The following is a 15,465-nucleotide window of genomic DNA, read 5'->3' as shown; positions in this document are numbered from 1 at the left end:
TGTCTGCATTGTACTCAGGCTCAAATTATCGTCTGAAAATAGCTTTCGGCTGTTAAAATACGAAAAAATAATTTGATTGTTTGTATGTTCTATCACCGCATCGCCGTAAACGTGCCGCTTTCAGACGGCCTTTTGACTTATTCCCATTCCGAGCCGCTGCCGCTGGGTGCGCGGGTGCTTGTGCCTTTCCGCAATAAAACCGTTGTCGGGATTGTGTGGGAAGCGGATATTGCGCCCGATATGGATACGGCGCGGATTTTGAGCGTTCAGACGGCCTTTATGGAAGAAAAGCCGTTGCCTCAAAGCTGGCGTGATTTGTTGGCATTTACGTCGCGTTATTACCACTATCCGACCGGGCAGGCGGTGTTTGCCGCGCTGCCGCAGGGTTTGAAGGAAACGCGCGCGGTGGAAATGCCGCAGCCGCCGTTGTTTTACGCGCTGAACGAAGCGGGCAGGGCGCAAACGCCGCCGCCGGCGCGGTTCAACAAAAAAGCGGCTTTGTGGGACGCGCTGCTGTCGGGCGGGATGACGATGGCGGCGTTGAAGCAGGTGAACGCGCAGGCGGCGAAATTAATCGAAGATTGGGCGGAACAGGGTTGGATTGAAACGACGGAAGCGGCGAAGCCTATCTTAAGGTCGTCTGAATTTCAGCTCAACGCCGACCAGCAACAGGCTTCCGATGAAATTCAGACGGCCTTCGGCAGCTTCCAACCGTTTCTGCTGTACGGCATCACCGGCAGCGGCAAGACCGAGGTGTATTTTGATGCGATGGCGAAAGTGTTGGCGCAGGGGCGGCAGGTGTTGTTTCTGTTGCCCGAAATCAACCTCACGCCGCAGCTTTTGAAGCGGGTGGAAAACCGTTTTGCCGACGTGCCGACCGCCGTGTTGCACAGCCAGATGGCGGCAGGCAGGCGCACGCAGGATTATCTGCGCGCGATGTTGGGACAGGCGAAGCTGGTGATCGGCACGCGGCTGGCGGTGTTCACGCCGATGGATGATGTCGGGCTGATTGTGGTCGATGAGGAGCACGACGGTTCGTTCAAACAGGACAACGAATTGCGCTACCACGCCCGCGATTTGGCGGTGTGGCGGGCGAAGCAGAGCGGCTGTCCCGTCGTGTTGGGCAGCGCCACGCCCAGCTTGGAGAGCTGGCACAAGGCGCAAAGCGGCGCGTACCGCCTGCTGCAACTGACCGAACGCGCCCATACCGCCGCACAACTGCCGCAAGTGGACATCCTCAACGTAGGCCGTCTGAAACTCGACAACGGCTTCTCGCCGCAAGCCTTGCAGCTTTTAAAACAGAACTTTGAAGCGGGCGGCATGTCGCTGGTGTACCTCAACCGGCGCGGCTTCGCGCCCGCGCTGTTTTGCGGTGACTGCGGCCATACCTTCGGCTGCCCGAACTGCTCCTCCAAAATGGTGCTGCACCAACGCGCCCGCCAACTGCGCTGCCACCACTGCGACCACCGCGAACCCATTCCGTTCAAATGCCCCGACTGCGGCAACCAAGACCTGACCGCCGTCGGCCACGGCACGCAGCGCGTCGAAGAAACCCTGCGCGCCTTCCTGCCCAAGGCCGCCGTCGTCCGCGTCGACAGGGACAGCACGGCGCACAAAAACGACTGGGCGGATTTGTACCGCCGCATCGCCGACAACGAAATCGATATTTTGGTCGGCACGCAGATGCTCGCCAAAGGCCATGATTTCGCGCGGCTCAACCTCGTTATCGTGTTGAACGCCGACGGCAGCCTGTACAGCGCGGACTTTCGCGCGCCAGAAAGGCTGTTCGCCGAGCTGATGCAAGTATCCGGCAGGGCGGGACGCGCCGACAAACCCGGCAAGGTGTTGATACAGACCCAACTGCCCGAACATCCCGTCTTCGCCGCCGTCAAAGCGCAGGACTACGCCATGTTTGCCGAAAACGAATTGAACGAGCGGCAAATGTTCGCCATGCCGCCCTTCGGTTTCCAGACCGCCGTCCGAGCCGACGCGCCGCGTGTTGCCGATGCGATGGAATTTCTCAACGCCGCCAAAGAAACTCTCGCCCCGCTTTTGCCCGAAAGCGTCTCCCAGTTCGGTGCCGCCCCCATGCTGATGGTGCGCCTCGCCGAACGCGAACGCGCGCAAATCTTCCTCGAATCCTCGTCCCGACAGGATTTGCACCGCGCCGTGAGTTTGTGGGTGCAGGTGTTGCAGCAAAACCGCGACGGCAAAATCAGATGGTCGGTGGATGTTGATGTGCAAGAGGCTTGATTGAAATGGTTCAATCAATAAGGAAATAAAAGGCCGTCTGAAAATCTGTTTTTCAGACGGCCTTAAGTTTTGAAATCAGTTTAGAAGAATTTTGCAGCGATATAGCCGAGTGCAAGCAGGCTCAAAACGGCGAATACGATAGCCATTGTAAGCAGAAACCGTGTTTTCTTCCTCGCTGCAAGTGCGGCCAGCTCAGGATTTTGGCCTAACTCTTTGCGTAATTGGGATTCCAATTCGGCACGGATTTTTTTGCGCAGTTTTTTCTCTTCCTGCTCACGTTCATATTTGAGCTTGTGGGCAATTTCGGTTTGTTTTTTATGCTCGAAAGAGATTCTTTCCTGCCATTCAATGCGCTTGCGCTGGATGGCAAGCTCATTTTTTTCTGTCAAATCAAAGTGGCAGGTTTTACATTCCTGTGAATCTAGTTCGTCAATAATCGTCATGCAGACGGGGCATTGGATAGGGTCGGGAGTGTTGACTGCCAATACGGCTTCTTCTTCAACCGCTTCCAATTCCATAGCCTGACGGACGATCACGTCCAAACCCAAATAGCCGAAGTAATGCTGCGCATTTTCTCGCTCGTCTTGGGTGCATTTCTCGGCCACAATGGCTTGCGGACGTTCGGCCAAGGCTTGAATCAGGCTCTCAACTTCGTTTTCAGGCAGGTTGTCATACAGGCAGGCATGGATGCGCTCCCTATCCGTGTTCGGCGGATAGGAAACGTATACGTCGAAAAATTTTTCTTGTTTGCTCATTGATATCCCATGAGTATTTTGACTGCGTCAACCAAATGGGTTTGGCCTAAGTTTTTGTTATTGTGTTTGAGCTGTCTTGGCTTATGATACGAGCCAGAACAGAGGCTGCAGTCTCAGGCAGACCAAGTACGGTTTGCCTTTGTGTCGTTAATCGGCTGGACAATAATTTTTTATTTATATGGAAATATGCATGTCCAATGTTATGTCTATTGCAGAGTAAATATTCACGCCCGATATTATTATAAGGTAAATCTAAAATTGTTTAAAATAAATTCACACAAAAGGCCGTCTGAAGATACAGATGGCCTGTTTTTTGTGGCAAAAACGGACTGTTTATACGGAGAAGGATGAACCGCAACCGCAAGTTGTCTCTGCATTCGGATTGCGGATGACGAATTGAGAACCTTGCAGGCTTTCAGTGTAGTCGATTTCCGCACCAACCAGATATTGGTAGCTCATCGGGTCAACCAAGAACGTCAGGCCGTTTTTCTGGATTTCAAAATCGTCGTCGTTTTTGATTTCATCAAAGGTAAAACCATATTGGAAGCCGGAGCAACCGCCACCGTTGACGAATACGCGCAATTTTAAATCAGGATTGTTCTCTTCGGCAATCAAGTCGGCAACTTTGGTGCAGCAGCTGTCAGTAAAGATAATAGGGCTTTCGTCTGACATGATGTGATTCCTTTTATATGAATATTTTTACTATTGTCGCGCAAACCGTTAGTCAAGGCAAGTTTGTGCAGACAGGGTCTGCCAGCTTACATGGAGGGCATGGCAGAAATTTCAAGCATCAGTATGTCAGATTTAGATACTTCTGCCAAACCATTCGACACGGCCGATGATGGCAACGTCGTCGGTTGGGTTTTTCAAGTCGATTTCAAAAGTAGGGTAGGCTTCGTTGGCAGAAATGACGTTGACGATGCCGCCGGGTATCAGTTGCAGGCGTTTGACCAAAAGGTTTTCGTTGAGGCGCAAAACATAGAGGCCGTCGCGCGGCGTGGTTTGGCCGTGGTTGATGAGGATGGTGTCGCCATCATTCAGCACGCCTTCCATCGAGTCGCCTTTGACTGAGATAACGGAAAGTTTTTTGATGTCGCGCGTTACATAATTTTCAATCCAATAGCGTCGGAACGCCATGGCGAACATGGGTTGCTCATCGCCGACGAGCTGACCGTGTCCGGCCGCGGCTTGGATGTCGTAACGCGGTACGAAGACAAATTCGTCTATATCGACAGGGTTGCCCAGTGTGTCGGTTGCCGTGGCTTTTGGGGCTTCGGAATCGGGGAAGGGAGAACCTTCGCCTGTCAAAAGCCAGTCTATGCTGCAGCCTTTAAGTTGTTTGATTTTTTTTAGCGTTTCCGATTTCGGCAGGCCGCCTTCGTTCCAGATACGGCTGAATCCGGCGATGGTCATATCGATGTCGGCGGCAATTTTGGCTTGGCGGGCTTCATCTTTCCATAAGAAAGCCAGGCGGTCTTTAAAGGTATCCATGTTTATGCCTTTATGGAGGTATGTTTTTTATATGGTTTGGACGATTTAAGTGTATTTTACCTTAGTTTTTATAAAATTGTAAGAAAAAAATTACTTCATCTAAGAAAAAGTATTGCACATTCTATTTTTTCTTAGTATCATTCGTTTTGTCTTAGATAAATCGATATTTTCAATTTTCTGTTCGATTTTTCTTAGTTTAATTTTATTTGGTTTAGCTTTTCTGATTTAAACCTGCTATATGATTATGATGAGAGGTGTGAAATGACTCGTTCGCGTAAAAATACTTTTTGGGTGCTGCTGGCGTTGGTACTGGGTTTTTTTGCTCTTCCTTTCGGATCTTCGGAGGCGCATGAGGCAGAAGGTAATCTGACGGCTTCGGAATGCGAACGCTTGGGCAGCTTGAGTCTGGATCAGATGGACGGCAGGCTGCTGGCTTTTGCCAAAGAATGCGATATGGTGGAGGCTACCCACGATTGGGAGCAACAGTACGGCAACTTGAATGAAGAAGAAATGCTTGCCGGCGTGGTGTATGAGTAATGTTTGTGAATGAATCGATAAAGGCCGTCTGAACGATCAAAGTTTCAGACGGCCTTGTGTTTTCAATAATGATGGCTTAAGGCATCAATGGTGCATTAGTCAGGCCGGTGGTTTCGGGTAGGCCGAACATGATGTTCATATTCTGTACGGCTTGACCGGCTGCGCCTTTAACCAAGTTGTCGATGACGGAAAGAATAATCCACACATCGTCTTGATCGGGCGCTTTTTGAACGCTGATACGGCAGAGGTTGGCGCCGCGCACGCTGCGGGTTTCAGGGGTCGAACCTGAAGGCAAAATATCGACAAAAGGACTGTCGCGGTAGTATTCGCGCAGCAAGGCTTCAGGATCAGTATGTTCTTGCAGGTGCAGATACAGGGTGGCGTGCATGCCGCGTATCATCGGAACAAGGTGTGGCACGAAAATCAGGCCGTCTGAAACATGGTCTTGCAGTCCGGACAGGGTTTGTCGGATTTCAGGCAAATGGCGGTGGCCGCCGACGCCGTAGGCTTTGAAGTTGTCGCCAGCTTCGCACAATAGGGCGTGGGTGCTGGCTTTTCGGCCTGCACCGGAAACACCGGATTTACAGTCGGCAATTAAAGGCGCGTTGGCCTTCAGACGGCCAACCTGAAGCAGCGGCAATAAGGGCAGGGAAACGCAGGTAGGGTAGCAGCCCGGATTGGCCACCAGCATGGCTTTGGCGATGTCATCTTTGTAAAGTTCGCACAAACCGTACACTGCTTGGGAAACGAGTTGCGGCGCGGCATGGGTCATTTTGTACCATTTTTCCCATGTGGGGATGTCGCGGATGCGGAAGTCGGCAGATAGGTCAATCACGCGTATGCCTTTTTCCACAAGGGCCGGTGCTTCTTTCATGGCTACGCCGTTGGGTGTAGCGAAGAACACGAGGTCGCAGCGGTCAAGGCCGGCATCCTCGGGCGTTTGGAATGTAAGGTCGTAAATGCCGCGCAGGCTGGGGAAGTAGTCGGCAACCGCAAGACCGGCTTCGCTTCGGCTGGTGACGGCAGTAACTTCTGCGTTAGGATGATTGCTGAGCAGGCGTAACAATTCAACGCCTGTGTAACCGGTTGCACCGACGATACCAATTTTAATTTTTGTGGTCATGGTGTGGCTCCTTTGTGGGGTAACAATGCATTTGATTATATAGTAATTAATTGCCGTCGGTCAGCGGTGCTTGTTCCAAGCTTTGCAATAGAGGGTTAAACAGGCCGTCTGAAATATGGGATTAACGATATTGGAGAGAGGATTTCAGACGGCCTGGAAGTTTGGGAAAACGTTTGACTATGGCTTTGAGATTAGTGTTTTTTATTTATAGTCAATCTCTTATAAAGATTATAGGCCTCATGTTTTTAAAACCTTGTATATTCCGTCTTTATTCTATTCATACAAATATAAAATAAAAACGCAAAAAAATGCCCCCGGGTTGGAGAACCGGAGGCAAGTATCCAAGGAGTAGCTCTCATCAATAAGAACTAGTTACTTGGTACTATATCTCTTGTTGGGATTGAAAGCAAGTGCTTTGCACATTTTAACATTTAAATAATTTTTTCATTCAAATTCAGAAAGCTATCAAACAGTGCTTGAATCTTGGGTTGGTGGCTGATGCCGATGACCAAAGTATCGGGCAAATGTTGCTTGAGGGTCTGCATCAACATCAGGGCGGATTCATCATCGAGCTGGTTGGTGGCTTCATCTAGGAACAGGATTTGCGGTTTGTGCAGCAGTGCGCGAGCGAGGCTGAGGCGTTGCTGCTCTCCGCCGGAAAGGATGCCGTGCCATTCGTGTGAAGTGTCCAAATCGTTCATCAATGTGCGCAACCGACCCGTGGGGCTGCTTAAGCCTACTTGTTCCAAAATGGTTTGAATCAAATGGTCGTCTTGGCAGGCCGTATAGGGATAGCTGACAGTTTGACGCAATGTGTCCGCAGGTAGGTAAGGGCGTTGCGGGAAGAACAGGCGGCTACCTTCGAGGGCGAAGTTGCCTTGGTAATACGGCCACAAGCCTGCGAGGGCGCGCAGCAGGGTGGATTTGCCGATGCCGCTTCTGCCTTCGAGTAATACCCATTCGGGGGCGTGGGCTTCGAGGTTGATGTCGGTAAGCAGGGGGCTGCCGGTTTGGGTGTGGACGGTGAGGTTTTGCAGAGCGAGGGTGCCGCTGTGGTGGCGGTTGTTTAAAGTCGGGGCGGGTTCGTAGGCTGGGCTTCTGCCTTCCTGTTCGACTTGTTCCAAGGCCGTTTGAAAACCGGAAAGCCGTTCGATGACTGCCGCCCATTCAATCAGGCGGCGGTATGCGTCAGTAAACCAGCCGAAGCTGTCTTGAACGCGGGCAAACGATGTGCGGGTCTGCATCATGTCGCCGAAGGTCATGGTTTTGGCGAGGTACATGGGCAGGGTGGCGAGGATGGGGATGAAGATACTGATGCGGACATAGGTCACCCAGAAGGTTTCTTGGCGGAATTCGCAGTTAGTCAGCCGTCGCCAGTTGTCGCGGATGCGGAGGTAGCGTTGTTTCAGACGGCCTGTTTCGGCATCGCAGCCGTTGTAGAAGGCGATTTGTTCGGCATGATCGCGTACGCGTAAAAGGGCTGCGCGGTAGTCGGCTTCGCGATGCTGGCGGTCGATATTGAGGTTTTTCAGTTTGCGGCCGACAAGATGGGCAATGATGGTGCTGAAGATGGAATAAATCAGTGCAACCCAAACAAGATAGCCGTAAACGGTAATGCTGTATCCGCCGATGTTGAAAGTCTGTACGCCGGAGAGCGTCCACAATACGGCGACGAACGCGCTAAATTTGGCAATATTATTGATGAAGGAGAGGAACAGTCCGATGCTTTTGTCGGCGAGGAGGTAGATGTCTTCGGCGATGCGCTGGTCGGGGTTGTCGGGTTCGCCGATCAGGCGCAGGCGGTAGTGTTTGTGGCCTTCGAGCCAGTTTTGCTGGAATTGTTCGGTCAGGTGGGTGCGCCAGCGGAAGATGAGGCGTTTTTGCAGCCAGTTGCCGCAGACGATGCAGCCGATAACCATCGCCATATAGCCGAGGTATTCGACAATGAGCGAATGCATGGATGCGCCGTCAAACGCGGCCAGCGCGTCGTAGAAGCGTTTGTCCCACGCGGCAATCCAAACGCTGATGGTAATAGAGAATAGGGTAAACCCTATCAAAACGGCGAGCATCAGCCATTGGAGGCGACCGTGTGTCCCCGACCAAAAAGGGCGGGCAAGGTAAAAGAATTTTTTGAGGATGTTCATGGATGGTGTGTTGGTACAAATAACGGGAGGTCGTCTGAAAATCTGCATCGGCGGGATAACGGTATCAGACACGCTATCCGACGCTTTTGTTTCCTGATGGGTTTTAGACGACTGTTTGCAGATGTTCAAATGAAAATACCGATGCCGTCATGTCGGTATGAACGGGTATGACGGCAGGGGTAAGAGGTCGTCTGAAAGCCGGATTGTGTTTTCAGACGACCTCGCTTCATACAACGGCTACATCTTCCACTTGAAGTTCAAGGTTACATTGCGCGGCTGTCCGTAGAAATGTCCTTGGTAGGTAGCGCGGTGGGCATAGCTTTCGTAATAGCGTTTGTCGGTCAGGTTGTCGACTTTCAGGCTGAGCTTGGTGTGTTTGGAGGGTTCGTATTGTACGGTTGCATGCCAAACGGCGTAACCGCCCAAATATTGTTTCTCTCCGTTCACTATAATCGGGCTGGATTTGCTTTGGACGTTCACACCTCCGCCCACCGTCCATTTGTGCGCCGCACCGGGCAGGCGGTACATGGTATTGAGGCGGAAGATATGTTGGGGCGTGTGCTGGCTGAAATCGACCCCGCGACCGTTGCGCTCTGCGGTTTTGGCGGCAGCAGTGGAGGTATAACGCCTTTTGTTGAAGGTATAGCCCGCAAAAATCTGCCAGTCGTCGGTGATGTTGCCGGCAATTTCGGCATCAATACCGCGGCTTTCCATGCGTACAGGCGTGTAGATGGCGCGGTCGCCGCGTACCCAAGGACGGATATTGCCCGTTGCGGGGTCTTTACCCAACCATGTATCTGTGGGTTGGTTGTGTTTTTCGGTTTGAAACAAGGCGAGGGTGGTGTTCAGCCTGTTGTTGTTCCACGCGCCTTTCCAGCCGATTTCGTAGCTGTTGCCCATTACAGGCGGCAAGAGCTTGTCATTGATGTCGTAATAATCGCCCGAGTATTTGAAAATGCTGGTGTAACTTGCATATAGGTTTTGTTGCGGGGTGATGTCGTAGGTAATGCCTGCGTAGGGGATGAAACGGCCTTTTTTATAGTGGCTGTCGGGGGTTTTCATCCATGACAGATGTTGTGACTGCCGCCAGCGGCTGTAACTCGTGCCGAGCAGGATGTGCCATTTGTCGGCAATGTTCAGGCGGGTGGCTATGGTCGCCGTGTGGGTGTCGGGAACGGTTTTACGAATTTCGAGATTGCGGGTCGTGTTCCAATCAGGTTTGGCAATTTCATCACCCGTCCAAGAAAAAACAGGATAGTTGCCATCTTTCAAGGGTGTGCCTCGCCACATATTATCGAATTTTTCTTTGGTGTATTCATAGCCCGCGTAAAACTCATGTTCGCGGCCGAACCAATCAAATTTTCCTTCTAAATCGCTTTGCACAGTCCATTGACTGTTGTTGCGGTCGCTTCTGCCAGTATAACCGTCACTCAATGTGCCTGCGGGCGAAATATTTTGCCGCTGCGGGACGTAACCATATTCGGTAACGGATTTGTTGCGGCGGTAATCAACGGAAGTGGTCAGATTCCAACGATCGCCGAAATAGTGCTTCCATTCGGCGAACATATTGGCTTTTTTGTAATCAGCACGATTCCAGTTCGCACCCAAATAGCTGTCGCGCGGCAATCGTAGGTCGCTGCCGTCGGGATTGGCGGGCAGTCCGAACAGGGAAGGTACATCTTTTTCACGGTGGTACATCGCACTCAACGTCAGCATATCGTTTTCCCCGACTTGCTTGTCGATAACGCCGTAAATAATCCCTTTATTGCCGTCGCTGTTTTTACGCCAGCTTTTGTTTTTTTCAAGTACGGCAACCGCGCGCCCGCGCAAGCCATTGTCGCGGCTGAGGAATCCCGATACATCGGCGGAAGAGCGCAGCGTGCCGAAGCGGTCGGCAGTTGCATCAAATTCAAGCAGCGGCGCAGCGGTCGGGCGTTTTCGGATGGCATTGATGCTGCCGCCCGGCTCGCTTTGCGCTTTACGCAGACCTGTTGCTCCGCGCACGACTTCGATGCGGTCGTAAAGTGCGGTATCGGTCAGTTGTTTGGCATCGTGCGGATTATTGCCGCACATGGTACAGACAGTCGAATTGACACCGTCTTCGCTGATCTGCGCGATGTCGAAGCCTCTGGATTGAAAGCGAGTTTGGAAACCCTGTTTGTAAATATTCAGTCCTGTGGTGGTTTTCAACGCTTCTTCCAGCGTGGTCGCGCCCGAATCGTCCATTTGTTTGCGCGTAATGACGCTGACGGATTGCGGCGTGTCTTTTGGGGAGATCGGCAGGCCGGTGGCGGTGGACATGACCGGCACGGTATAACTGTCGCGCGAAGCAGTACGGCTTTGTCCGGTTACGTTAACGGTGGGCAGGTCAACATGTTCCGCCTGTTCGGTGGTTTGGGCAGAAAGTTGCAGCGGGACGGCGGCAAGCAGGTAGGCATAACGAATCGGATGGTTCATTACAGCTCCTTTAGGTGGGGGTTAAGAGGTTTTTATGGGAAAAAGGGTCGTCTGAAAACTCAAACGGCAGTTTTCAGACGATCCCTTACGTTTACAACAACGGCAATTGCTTCCTGTCTGTCAGGGCAGGTTGGGTAGATTGCCGAATATGATTTAGTTATTGTTTTTTTAATTTTGCTACCACAGACGGACTACATCTTCCATTTCAGGCTGAACACGGCATTGCGTGGTTCGCCGTAGAAGTTGCCGCTGTTGGCGGCACGGCTGTATTGGTTTTCGTAGTAGCGTTTGTCGGTCAGGTTGTTGACTGCCAGCCCCAGTTGCAGGTTTTTGCTCGGGCGGTATTGGACGTTGGTGTTCCAAATGGTGTAGCCGCCTTGCTTGATGGAACCGTAGGAATTGGCGGTTTTGCTGCTGCTCTTTACCCCCAACCCGACCGTCCATTTGCCGTCATCAATCGGCAGGATATAGCTGGTGTAGAGGCGGAACATATGTTTCGGCGTATGGCTGCTGAAGTTGTAGCCTTTTCGGCGAGATTCAACATTGCCGGTAACGCTGTTGCGGTTGGTGCTGCGGTTGAAGGTGTAGCCTGCGTAAACTTGCCAACGGTCGGTCAGGCTGCCAGAGATTTCGGCGTCCAAGCCGCGGCTGCTTTGGTTGAGCGGTTCCCAGTAGGCGTGCGGTTTGGCATTGACGCGTTGGTTGTTGTTGTCTTTGTCGGTGCGGTAGAGGGCGACGGAAGTATTCAGACGGCCTTCGTTCCATTCGCCTTTCCAGCCGAGTTCGTAGTTACGTCCCATAATCGGAGGCAGCAGGTTGTCGTTGTAGTCGCGGTTCATCGTTTGTTTGAAGATGGACGTATAGGCGGCATAAACGCTTTGTTTAGGCGTGATGTCGTAAGTGATGCCGGCATAAGGAACGAAGCGGTTGCGTTTGAGCGAGTCTGATGAACCTGCTATCCCGTCTTTGAGGTCGCGATCCCAATAGAAGTAGCGTTTCCAGCTGGTATAGCGTCCGCCTGCGATGATGTGCAGTTTGTCGGTAGGATTGATGCGCGCGCCCAAACCAAAGGCATGGGTAGTATAACGGCCGTCACCGCCACGGGCTTTGGCTGTGGCAGAATCCCAATCGGGTTTGGCTTTCTCGCTGCCGTTAAAGGCATCTGCGTCATAGGTACTGCTGTCATCAAACCAGCGGTTGCTGGAGTTCACGTTCTCTTTGGAATAGCTGTGCATGAAGAAGAGATCGTGATTTTGGCCGAAAGCAAAGATGCGGCCGGTCAGGTTGTTTTGGAAAGTGAACTGGCGGTTGCCTGCATCGTAACGGTCGAAGCTGTATGTGGTCCCCAGGCCGTCTGTACCGATGCCGTTACCTGTGCCGCCCAGCGTGTAATATTCTTTTGAACTGGTGTTTTTACGCCAGTCCAACTTGCTGCTCAGTTTCCAGTTGTCGTTGAAATAATGTTCAAACTCGGTAAAAAGATTGTATTTTTTCAGGCGGGCTTCGTTCCAATCCGCACCCAGATAGCGGCTGCGTTTCCACTCTTTGCCGTCTGCTCGCATAGGCAGGCCGTCCGGATTGGGTGTTTCGGTTTGGTTGAGATGGCTTGCGCCCCAGGTAAGTTTGCTGTTGTCGCCGATGTCTTTGTCCATCACGCCATACAGAAGGACGTCGCGGCCGCCGGATTGGTCTTTGAAGGTTTTGTTGCTGCCAACCGAGCCGACAAAGCGTCCGCGCAGGCCGTGCTCTTGGCTTAAGGTGCCGGATGCATCAAAGACGCTGTTTACTTTGCCCCATGAGTTTGCCATCAAATCGGCGGAAAGCTGGCGTTTTGCAGTCGGCTTTTTGCGGACGGCGTTTACCGTGCCGCCGGGTTCGTTGTTTGCCTGTGTCAAACCTGCCGCACCGCGCACCACTTCAATGTGGTCGTACATTGCCATATCGGTTGCACTGGTCGGGTCGCCGGCCGGGCCGCCTAAGCCGAATCCGCCGGGAGAGCCGAGTTGCGTGGCAATGCCGTCTTCTTCAAACTGTTCGATAAAATAGCCGCGCGACATGAAATGCGTGCGTCCGCCGCTTTTGAAAACATTGATGCCCGTAGCGTTTTGCAACGCACCTTCTAAGTCGGTAATGCCCTGGTCTTCAATTTGTTTTTTAGTAATGACGCTGACAGATTGGGGAATTTCCCGCGGAGAGAGCACCAGCCCTGTGGTTGAGCGCAGGGCGGATACTGTGTAGCTGTTTTGACTTTCAGTGCGCAGGCTTTTGTTTTTACCCACTATGGTAACTTGTTCCACTTCAGCCTGTTGTACCTCTTCGGCAGCTTGTGCGGCTTGGGGCAATGCGGCAAGGCAGAGAGCAAGTGTGCTCAGTTTGAATAGTTTCTTAGAATGATGCATTTGATGAGGTCCTTGATAAAGAAAGGTCTGTTTGTTTTTAAATATTGGTGGCAATATCTGTTTAAATTGAGTCGTTATTTTTTATAAGCCGTTTTGTTTTAAAAATTAAATATAAATCCCCGAATCATTTTATTTGATTCAATTTTGATATTGTCAAACCATCGGATCAAAAAAAGGTTGCCGCCGGAAAGGGAGCCGTTGGCAACGAATGGAGGTGGTAATGCAATGAAAGCTAGATACAAAGGGTAGTACCAAACTAACCATAAAGAACTATATCGAAACTGTAAGAAAAAGCAACAACAAGTTATCTGTTGCTTGCAAAGTTTTTTAAACAGCTTGTCCTAAATCAAATTTTTGAGTCATGACTTGTTTAGTTGATGCAGGGATTGGTATTGGTAGCTCTAGTTGAATTGTTTACAGGCCGTCTGAAAATTGCCGGGGTTGTTCGGCTATAATGCTGTTTTGGTTTTTTAAGGCCTTTGCAAAATACGGTTTTGTTGTTTTAAGCTGAATGTGGTTTGTAAAGGTTTTGGGGTATGAGGAGAATGAGATGAAGAAAGTTTTGGTGTTGCAGCATGGGGATTTGGGCGCGTGCGACTGGTCGGCGTTTGGCGGTTTGGTGTCTGCGCCATCAGGGAAGTCGGTGTTGCGTGTGCCGGTTGATGATGATTTTGAATTGACGGACGAGATGCGTGCGGCGTTGATTGCGCAGCAGATAGATGGTGCGGTGTTGCCGGATGTGGCTTTTGCTGATTTGGGACTGATTGTCAGCGATATGGATTCGACGCTGATTACGATTGAGTGTGTGGATGAGATTGCGGCCGGTGTTGGGCTGAAGGATGAGGTGGCAGCGATTACGGAGCAGTCGATGCGTGGCGAGCTGGACTTTGAGCAGTCTTTGCGTAAGCGTGTGGCTTTGCTGGCCGGTTTGGACGAGCGCGTGTTGGAAGAGGTGTACGAGAATGTGTTGCAGCTTTCGCCGGGTGCGGAATTTTTGTTGGCAGAGTGCAAACGGAATGATGTGAAGTTTATGCTGGTGTCGGGCGGGTTTACGTTCTTTACGGAACGCCTGCAACGGCGTTTGGGCTTGGATTTCCATTTTGCGAATGTGTTGGAAGTGGAAAACGGCAAGCTGACAGGCCGTCTGAAAGGGCGGATTATCGATGCGCAGGCTAAGACGGATTTGTTGCGTGAATACCGTGAGCGTCTGGGTTTGGCTTCGTGGCAGGTGGTGGCGATGGGTGATGGTGCGAACGATATTCCGATGATACGGGAGGCGGGGTTCGGCATTGCTTATCGGGCAAAACCGAAAACCGAAGCGAATGCGGATGCGTGTGTGCGCTTTGGTGGTTTGGAGCGGATACGCGGTTGGTTTGCGTAAATCGTTTGAGGGTGTTTGTCAGTCAGGCCGTCTGAACAATCGGGAAACCGGTTTTCAGACGGTCTGATGTTTTATAAGGCGATAAAACGGTAGCCCTCGGCATCGACTTCGAGAATGGAGGCGTAATTATCGCGCCAGTCGCCGAGTACAATGCGGGTGTAATCGGCGTTGCGATGAATGTTTTCGCGGTGGGTATGACCGTGGATGAGCAGGGGCGTGTGGAAGCGTTGGACGGTTTCGTGGGTAAAGGCTGGATTGACGTCCATGATGTCGGCGGTTTTGTGTTGTTTGTCCTGTTTGCTCTGCTTGCGGATTTTGGTGGCGATGTTCAGTCGGAGTGTGAGCGGCAGGAGTAGGAACAGGCGTTGCAGCCATTTTTGATGGACGGTACGGCGGAATTTTTGATAAGAATGGTCGTCGGTGCAGAGGGTGTCGCCGTGACAGAGTAGGGTGGGTGTGCCGAACAGGTCGATAACGGCGTACTCGGGCAGTAAAGTCATGCCGGTATCGCGGGCGAAGGTTTTGCCGATGAGGAAGTCGCGGTTGCCATGGATGAAATAGCAGGCGACGCCACGCTTGGTTAGGCTGAGGATGGTTTGTTTGATGGTTTGAACCAAAGGGCTGTTTTCGTCATCGCCGATCCAAAAATCGAAAAGGTCGCCAAGAATGTATACGGCTTGGGCGTGAACGGCTTTTTCTTGGATAAATTTTTGGAAGAGTGCGGTCAGCTGAGGATGGGATTCGCTCAGGTGCAAATCGGCGATGAAGTAAATCGGCATGATGATGTGGGACGTGTGGGAAGGGTTTTATTATAACTTGGGTTGTCGCTTTTGGATTTGGGCTTGGTGTTTTTCGTTTGTAATGCGGTGATTTTATTGTTTTGATTTGGTGTGATAAAGGCCGTCTGAAACATCTTTTCAGACGG

11 protein-coding genes are annotated in these 15,465 nt (G+C 51.6%); 3 read left to right on the top strand and 8 right to left on the bottom strand.

Features of this window, described 5'->3' with window-relative positions; genetic code table 11:
• Positions 1–84: 84 nt before the first annotated feature.
• The gene (locus tag HMPREF3052_RS03055) at positions 85–2,253 is read left to right on the top strand and encodes a primosomal protein N' (protein WP_070748445.1); all 2,169 of its coding nucleotides are present in this window, start codon (positions 85–87) and stop codon (positions 2,251–2,253) included.
• 80 nt (positions 2,254–2,333) lie between these two features.
• Here the strand turns inward: HMPREF3052_RS03055 and HMPREF3052_RS03050 are convergent, their stop codons facing one another.
• The 3 genes from HMPREF3052_RS03050 to HMPREF3052_RS03040 all read right to left on the bottom strand — a co-directional run bounded on the left by HMPREF3052_RS03050 (position 2,334) and on the right by HMPREF3052_RS03040 (position 4,499).
• Positions 2,334–3,008, bottom strand: coding sequence for a hypothetical protein (locus HMPREF3052_RS03050; RefSeq protein ID WP_049328840.1), 675 nt, complete (start codon positions 3,006–3,008; stop codon positions 2,334–2,336).
• Positions 3,009–3,341: 333 nt separating this feature from the next.
• Positions 3,342–3,680: an iron-sulfur cluster insertion protein ErpA gene (gene erpA / locus HMPREF3052_RS03045; protein WP_003680162.1), complete on the bottom strand. Its 339-nt coding sequence runs from the start codon at positions 3,678–3,680 to the stop codon at positions 3,342–3,344.
• A gap of 132 nt (positions 3,681–3,812) precedes the next feature.
• Positions 3,813–4,499, bottom strand: coding sequence for a S24 family peptidase (locus HMPREF3052_RS03040; protein WP_070748443.1), 687 nt, complete (start codon positions 4,497–4,499; stop codon positions 3,813–3,815).
• 261 nt (positions 4,500–4,760) lie between these two features.
• Between HMPREF3052_RS03040 and HMPREF3052_RS03035 the strand changes: the two genes are divergently transcribed.
• A complete protein-coding gene (locus HMPREF3052_RS03035; RefSeq protein ID WP_070630573.1) occupies positions 4,761–5,036 on the top strand; it encodes a hypothetical protein in 276 nt (91 codons plus the stop codon).
• 76 nt (positions 5,037–5,112) lie between these two features.
• On the opposite strand, the gene argC is transcribed toward HMPREF3052_RS03035, so the two are convergent.
• The 4 genes from argC to HMPREF3052_RS03015 form a co-directional block, all read right to left on the bottom strand.
• Positions 5,113–6,159, bottom strand: coding sequence for an N-acetyl-gamma-glutamyl-phosphate reductase (gene argC, locus HMPREF3052_RS03030; protein ID WP_070748440.1), 1,047 nt, complete (start codon positions 6,157–6,159; stop codon positions 5,113–5,115).
• A 431-nt stretch (positions 6,160–6,590) separates the two neighbouring features.
• The gene (locus HMPREF3052_RS03025) at positions 6,591–8,303 is read right to left on the bottom strand and encodes an ABC transporter ATP-binding protein/permease (RefSeq protein ID WP_070748438.1); all 1,713 of its coding nucleotides are present in this window, start codon (positions 8,301–8,303) and stop codon (positions 6,591–6,593) included.
• A gap of 237 nt (positions 8,304–8,540) precedes the next feature.
• Positions 8,541–10,760, bottom strand: a complete 2,220-nt coding sequence (locus HMPREF3052_RS03020; RefSeq protein WP_070748436.1) for a TonB-dependent siderophore receptor — start codon at positions 10,758–10,760, stop codon at positions 8,541–8,543.
• Positions 10,761–10,951: 191 nt separating this feature from the next.
• A complete protein-coding gene (locus HMPREF3052_RS03015) occupies positions 10,952–13,159 on the bottom strand; it encodes a TonB-dependent siderophore receptor (RefSeq protein WP_070748434.1) in 2,208 nt (735 codons plus the stop codon).
• 550 nt (positions 13,160–13,709) lie between these two features.
• On the opposite strand from HMPREF3052_RS03015, the gene serB reads away from it, so the two are divergent.
• On the top strand, positions 13,710–14,540 hold the full coding sequence (serB, locus tag HMPREF3052_RS03010) for a phosphoserine phosphatase SerB (RefSeq protein ID WP_070748479.1): 831 nt from the start codon (positions 13,710–13,712) through the stop codon (positions 14,538–14,540).
• A gap of 71 nt (positions 14,541–14,611) precedes the next feature.
• On the opposite strand, the gene lpxH is transcribed toward serB, so the two are convergent.
• Positions 14,612–15,322: a UDP-2,3-diacylglucosamine diphosphatase gene (lpxH, locus tag HMPREF3052_RS03005; RefSeq protein ID WP_210399502.1), complete on the bottom strand. Its 711-nt coding sequence runs from the start codon at positions 15,320–15,322 to the stop codon at positions 14,612–14,614.
• Between the last annotated feature and the right edge of the window lie 143 nt (positions 15,323–15,465).

The sequence above is a fragment of the Neisseria sp. HMSC056A03 genome, assembly GCF_001815685.1.
Lineage (GTDB): Bacteria > Pseudomonadota > Gammaproteobacteria > Burkholderiales > Neisseriaceae > Neisseria > Neisseria subflava.
The sequence above is the reverse complement of the archived record's forward strand: the minus strand, read 5'-3'. Positions and strand labels throughout refer to the sequence as shown.

Coding starts and splice junctions, on each gene's coding strand:
- HMPREF3052_RS03035 (WP_070630573.1), top strand. CDS start 4,761: ATGACTCGTTCGCGTAAAAATACTTTTTGGGTGCTGCTGGCGTTGGTA.
- HMPREF3052_RS03050 (WP_049328840.1), bottom strand. CDS start 3,008: ATGAGCAAACAAGAAAAATTTTTCGACGTATACGTTTCCTATCCGCCG.
- argC (WP_070748440.1), bottom strand. CDS start 6,159: ATGACCACAAAAATTAAAATTGGTATCGTCGGTGCAACCGGTTACACA.
- serB (WP_070748479.1), top strand. CDS start 13,710: ATGAAGAAAGTTTTGGTGTTGCAGCATGGGGATTTGGGCGCGTGCGAC.
- HMPREF3052_RS03055 (WP_070748445.1), top strand. CDS start 85: ATGTTCTATCACCGCATCGCCGTAAACGTGCCGCTTTCAGACGGCCTT.
- erpA (WP_003680162.1), bottom strand. CDS start 3,680: ATGTCAGACGAAAGCCCTATTATCTTTACTGACAGCTGCTGCACCAAA.
- HMPREF3052_RS03025 (WP_070748438.1), bottom strand. CDS start 8,303: ATGAACATCCTCAAAAAATTCTTTTACCTTGCCCGCCCTTTTTGGTCG.
- HMPREF3052_RS03015 (WP_070748434.1), bottom strand. CDS start 13,159: ATGCATCATTCTAAGAAACTATTCAAACTGAGCACACTTGCTCTCTGC.
- HMPREF3052_RS03020 (WP_070748436.1), bottom strand. CDS start 10,760: ATGAACCATCCGATTCGTTATGCCTACCTGCTTGCCGCCGTCCCGCTG.
- HMPREF3052_RS03040 (WP_070748443.1), bottom strand. CDS start 4,499: ATGGATACCTTTAAAGACCGCCTGGCTTTCTTATGGAAAGATGAAGCC.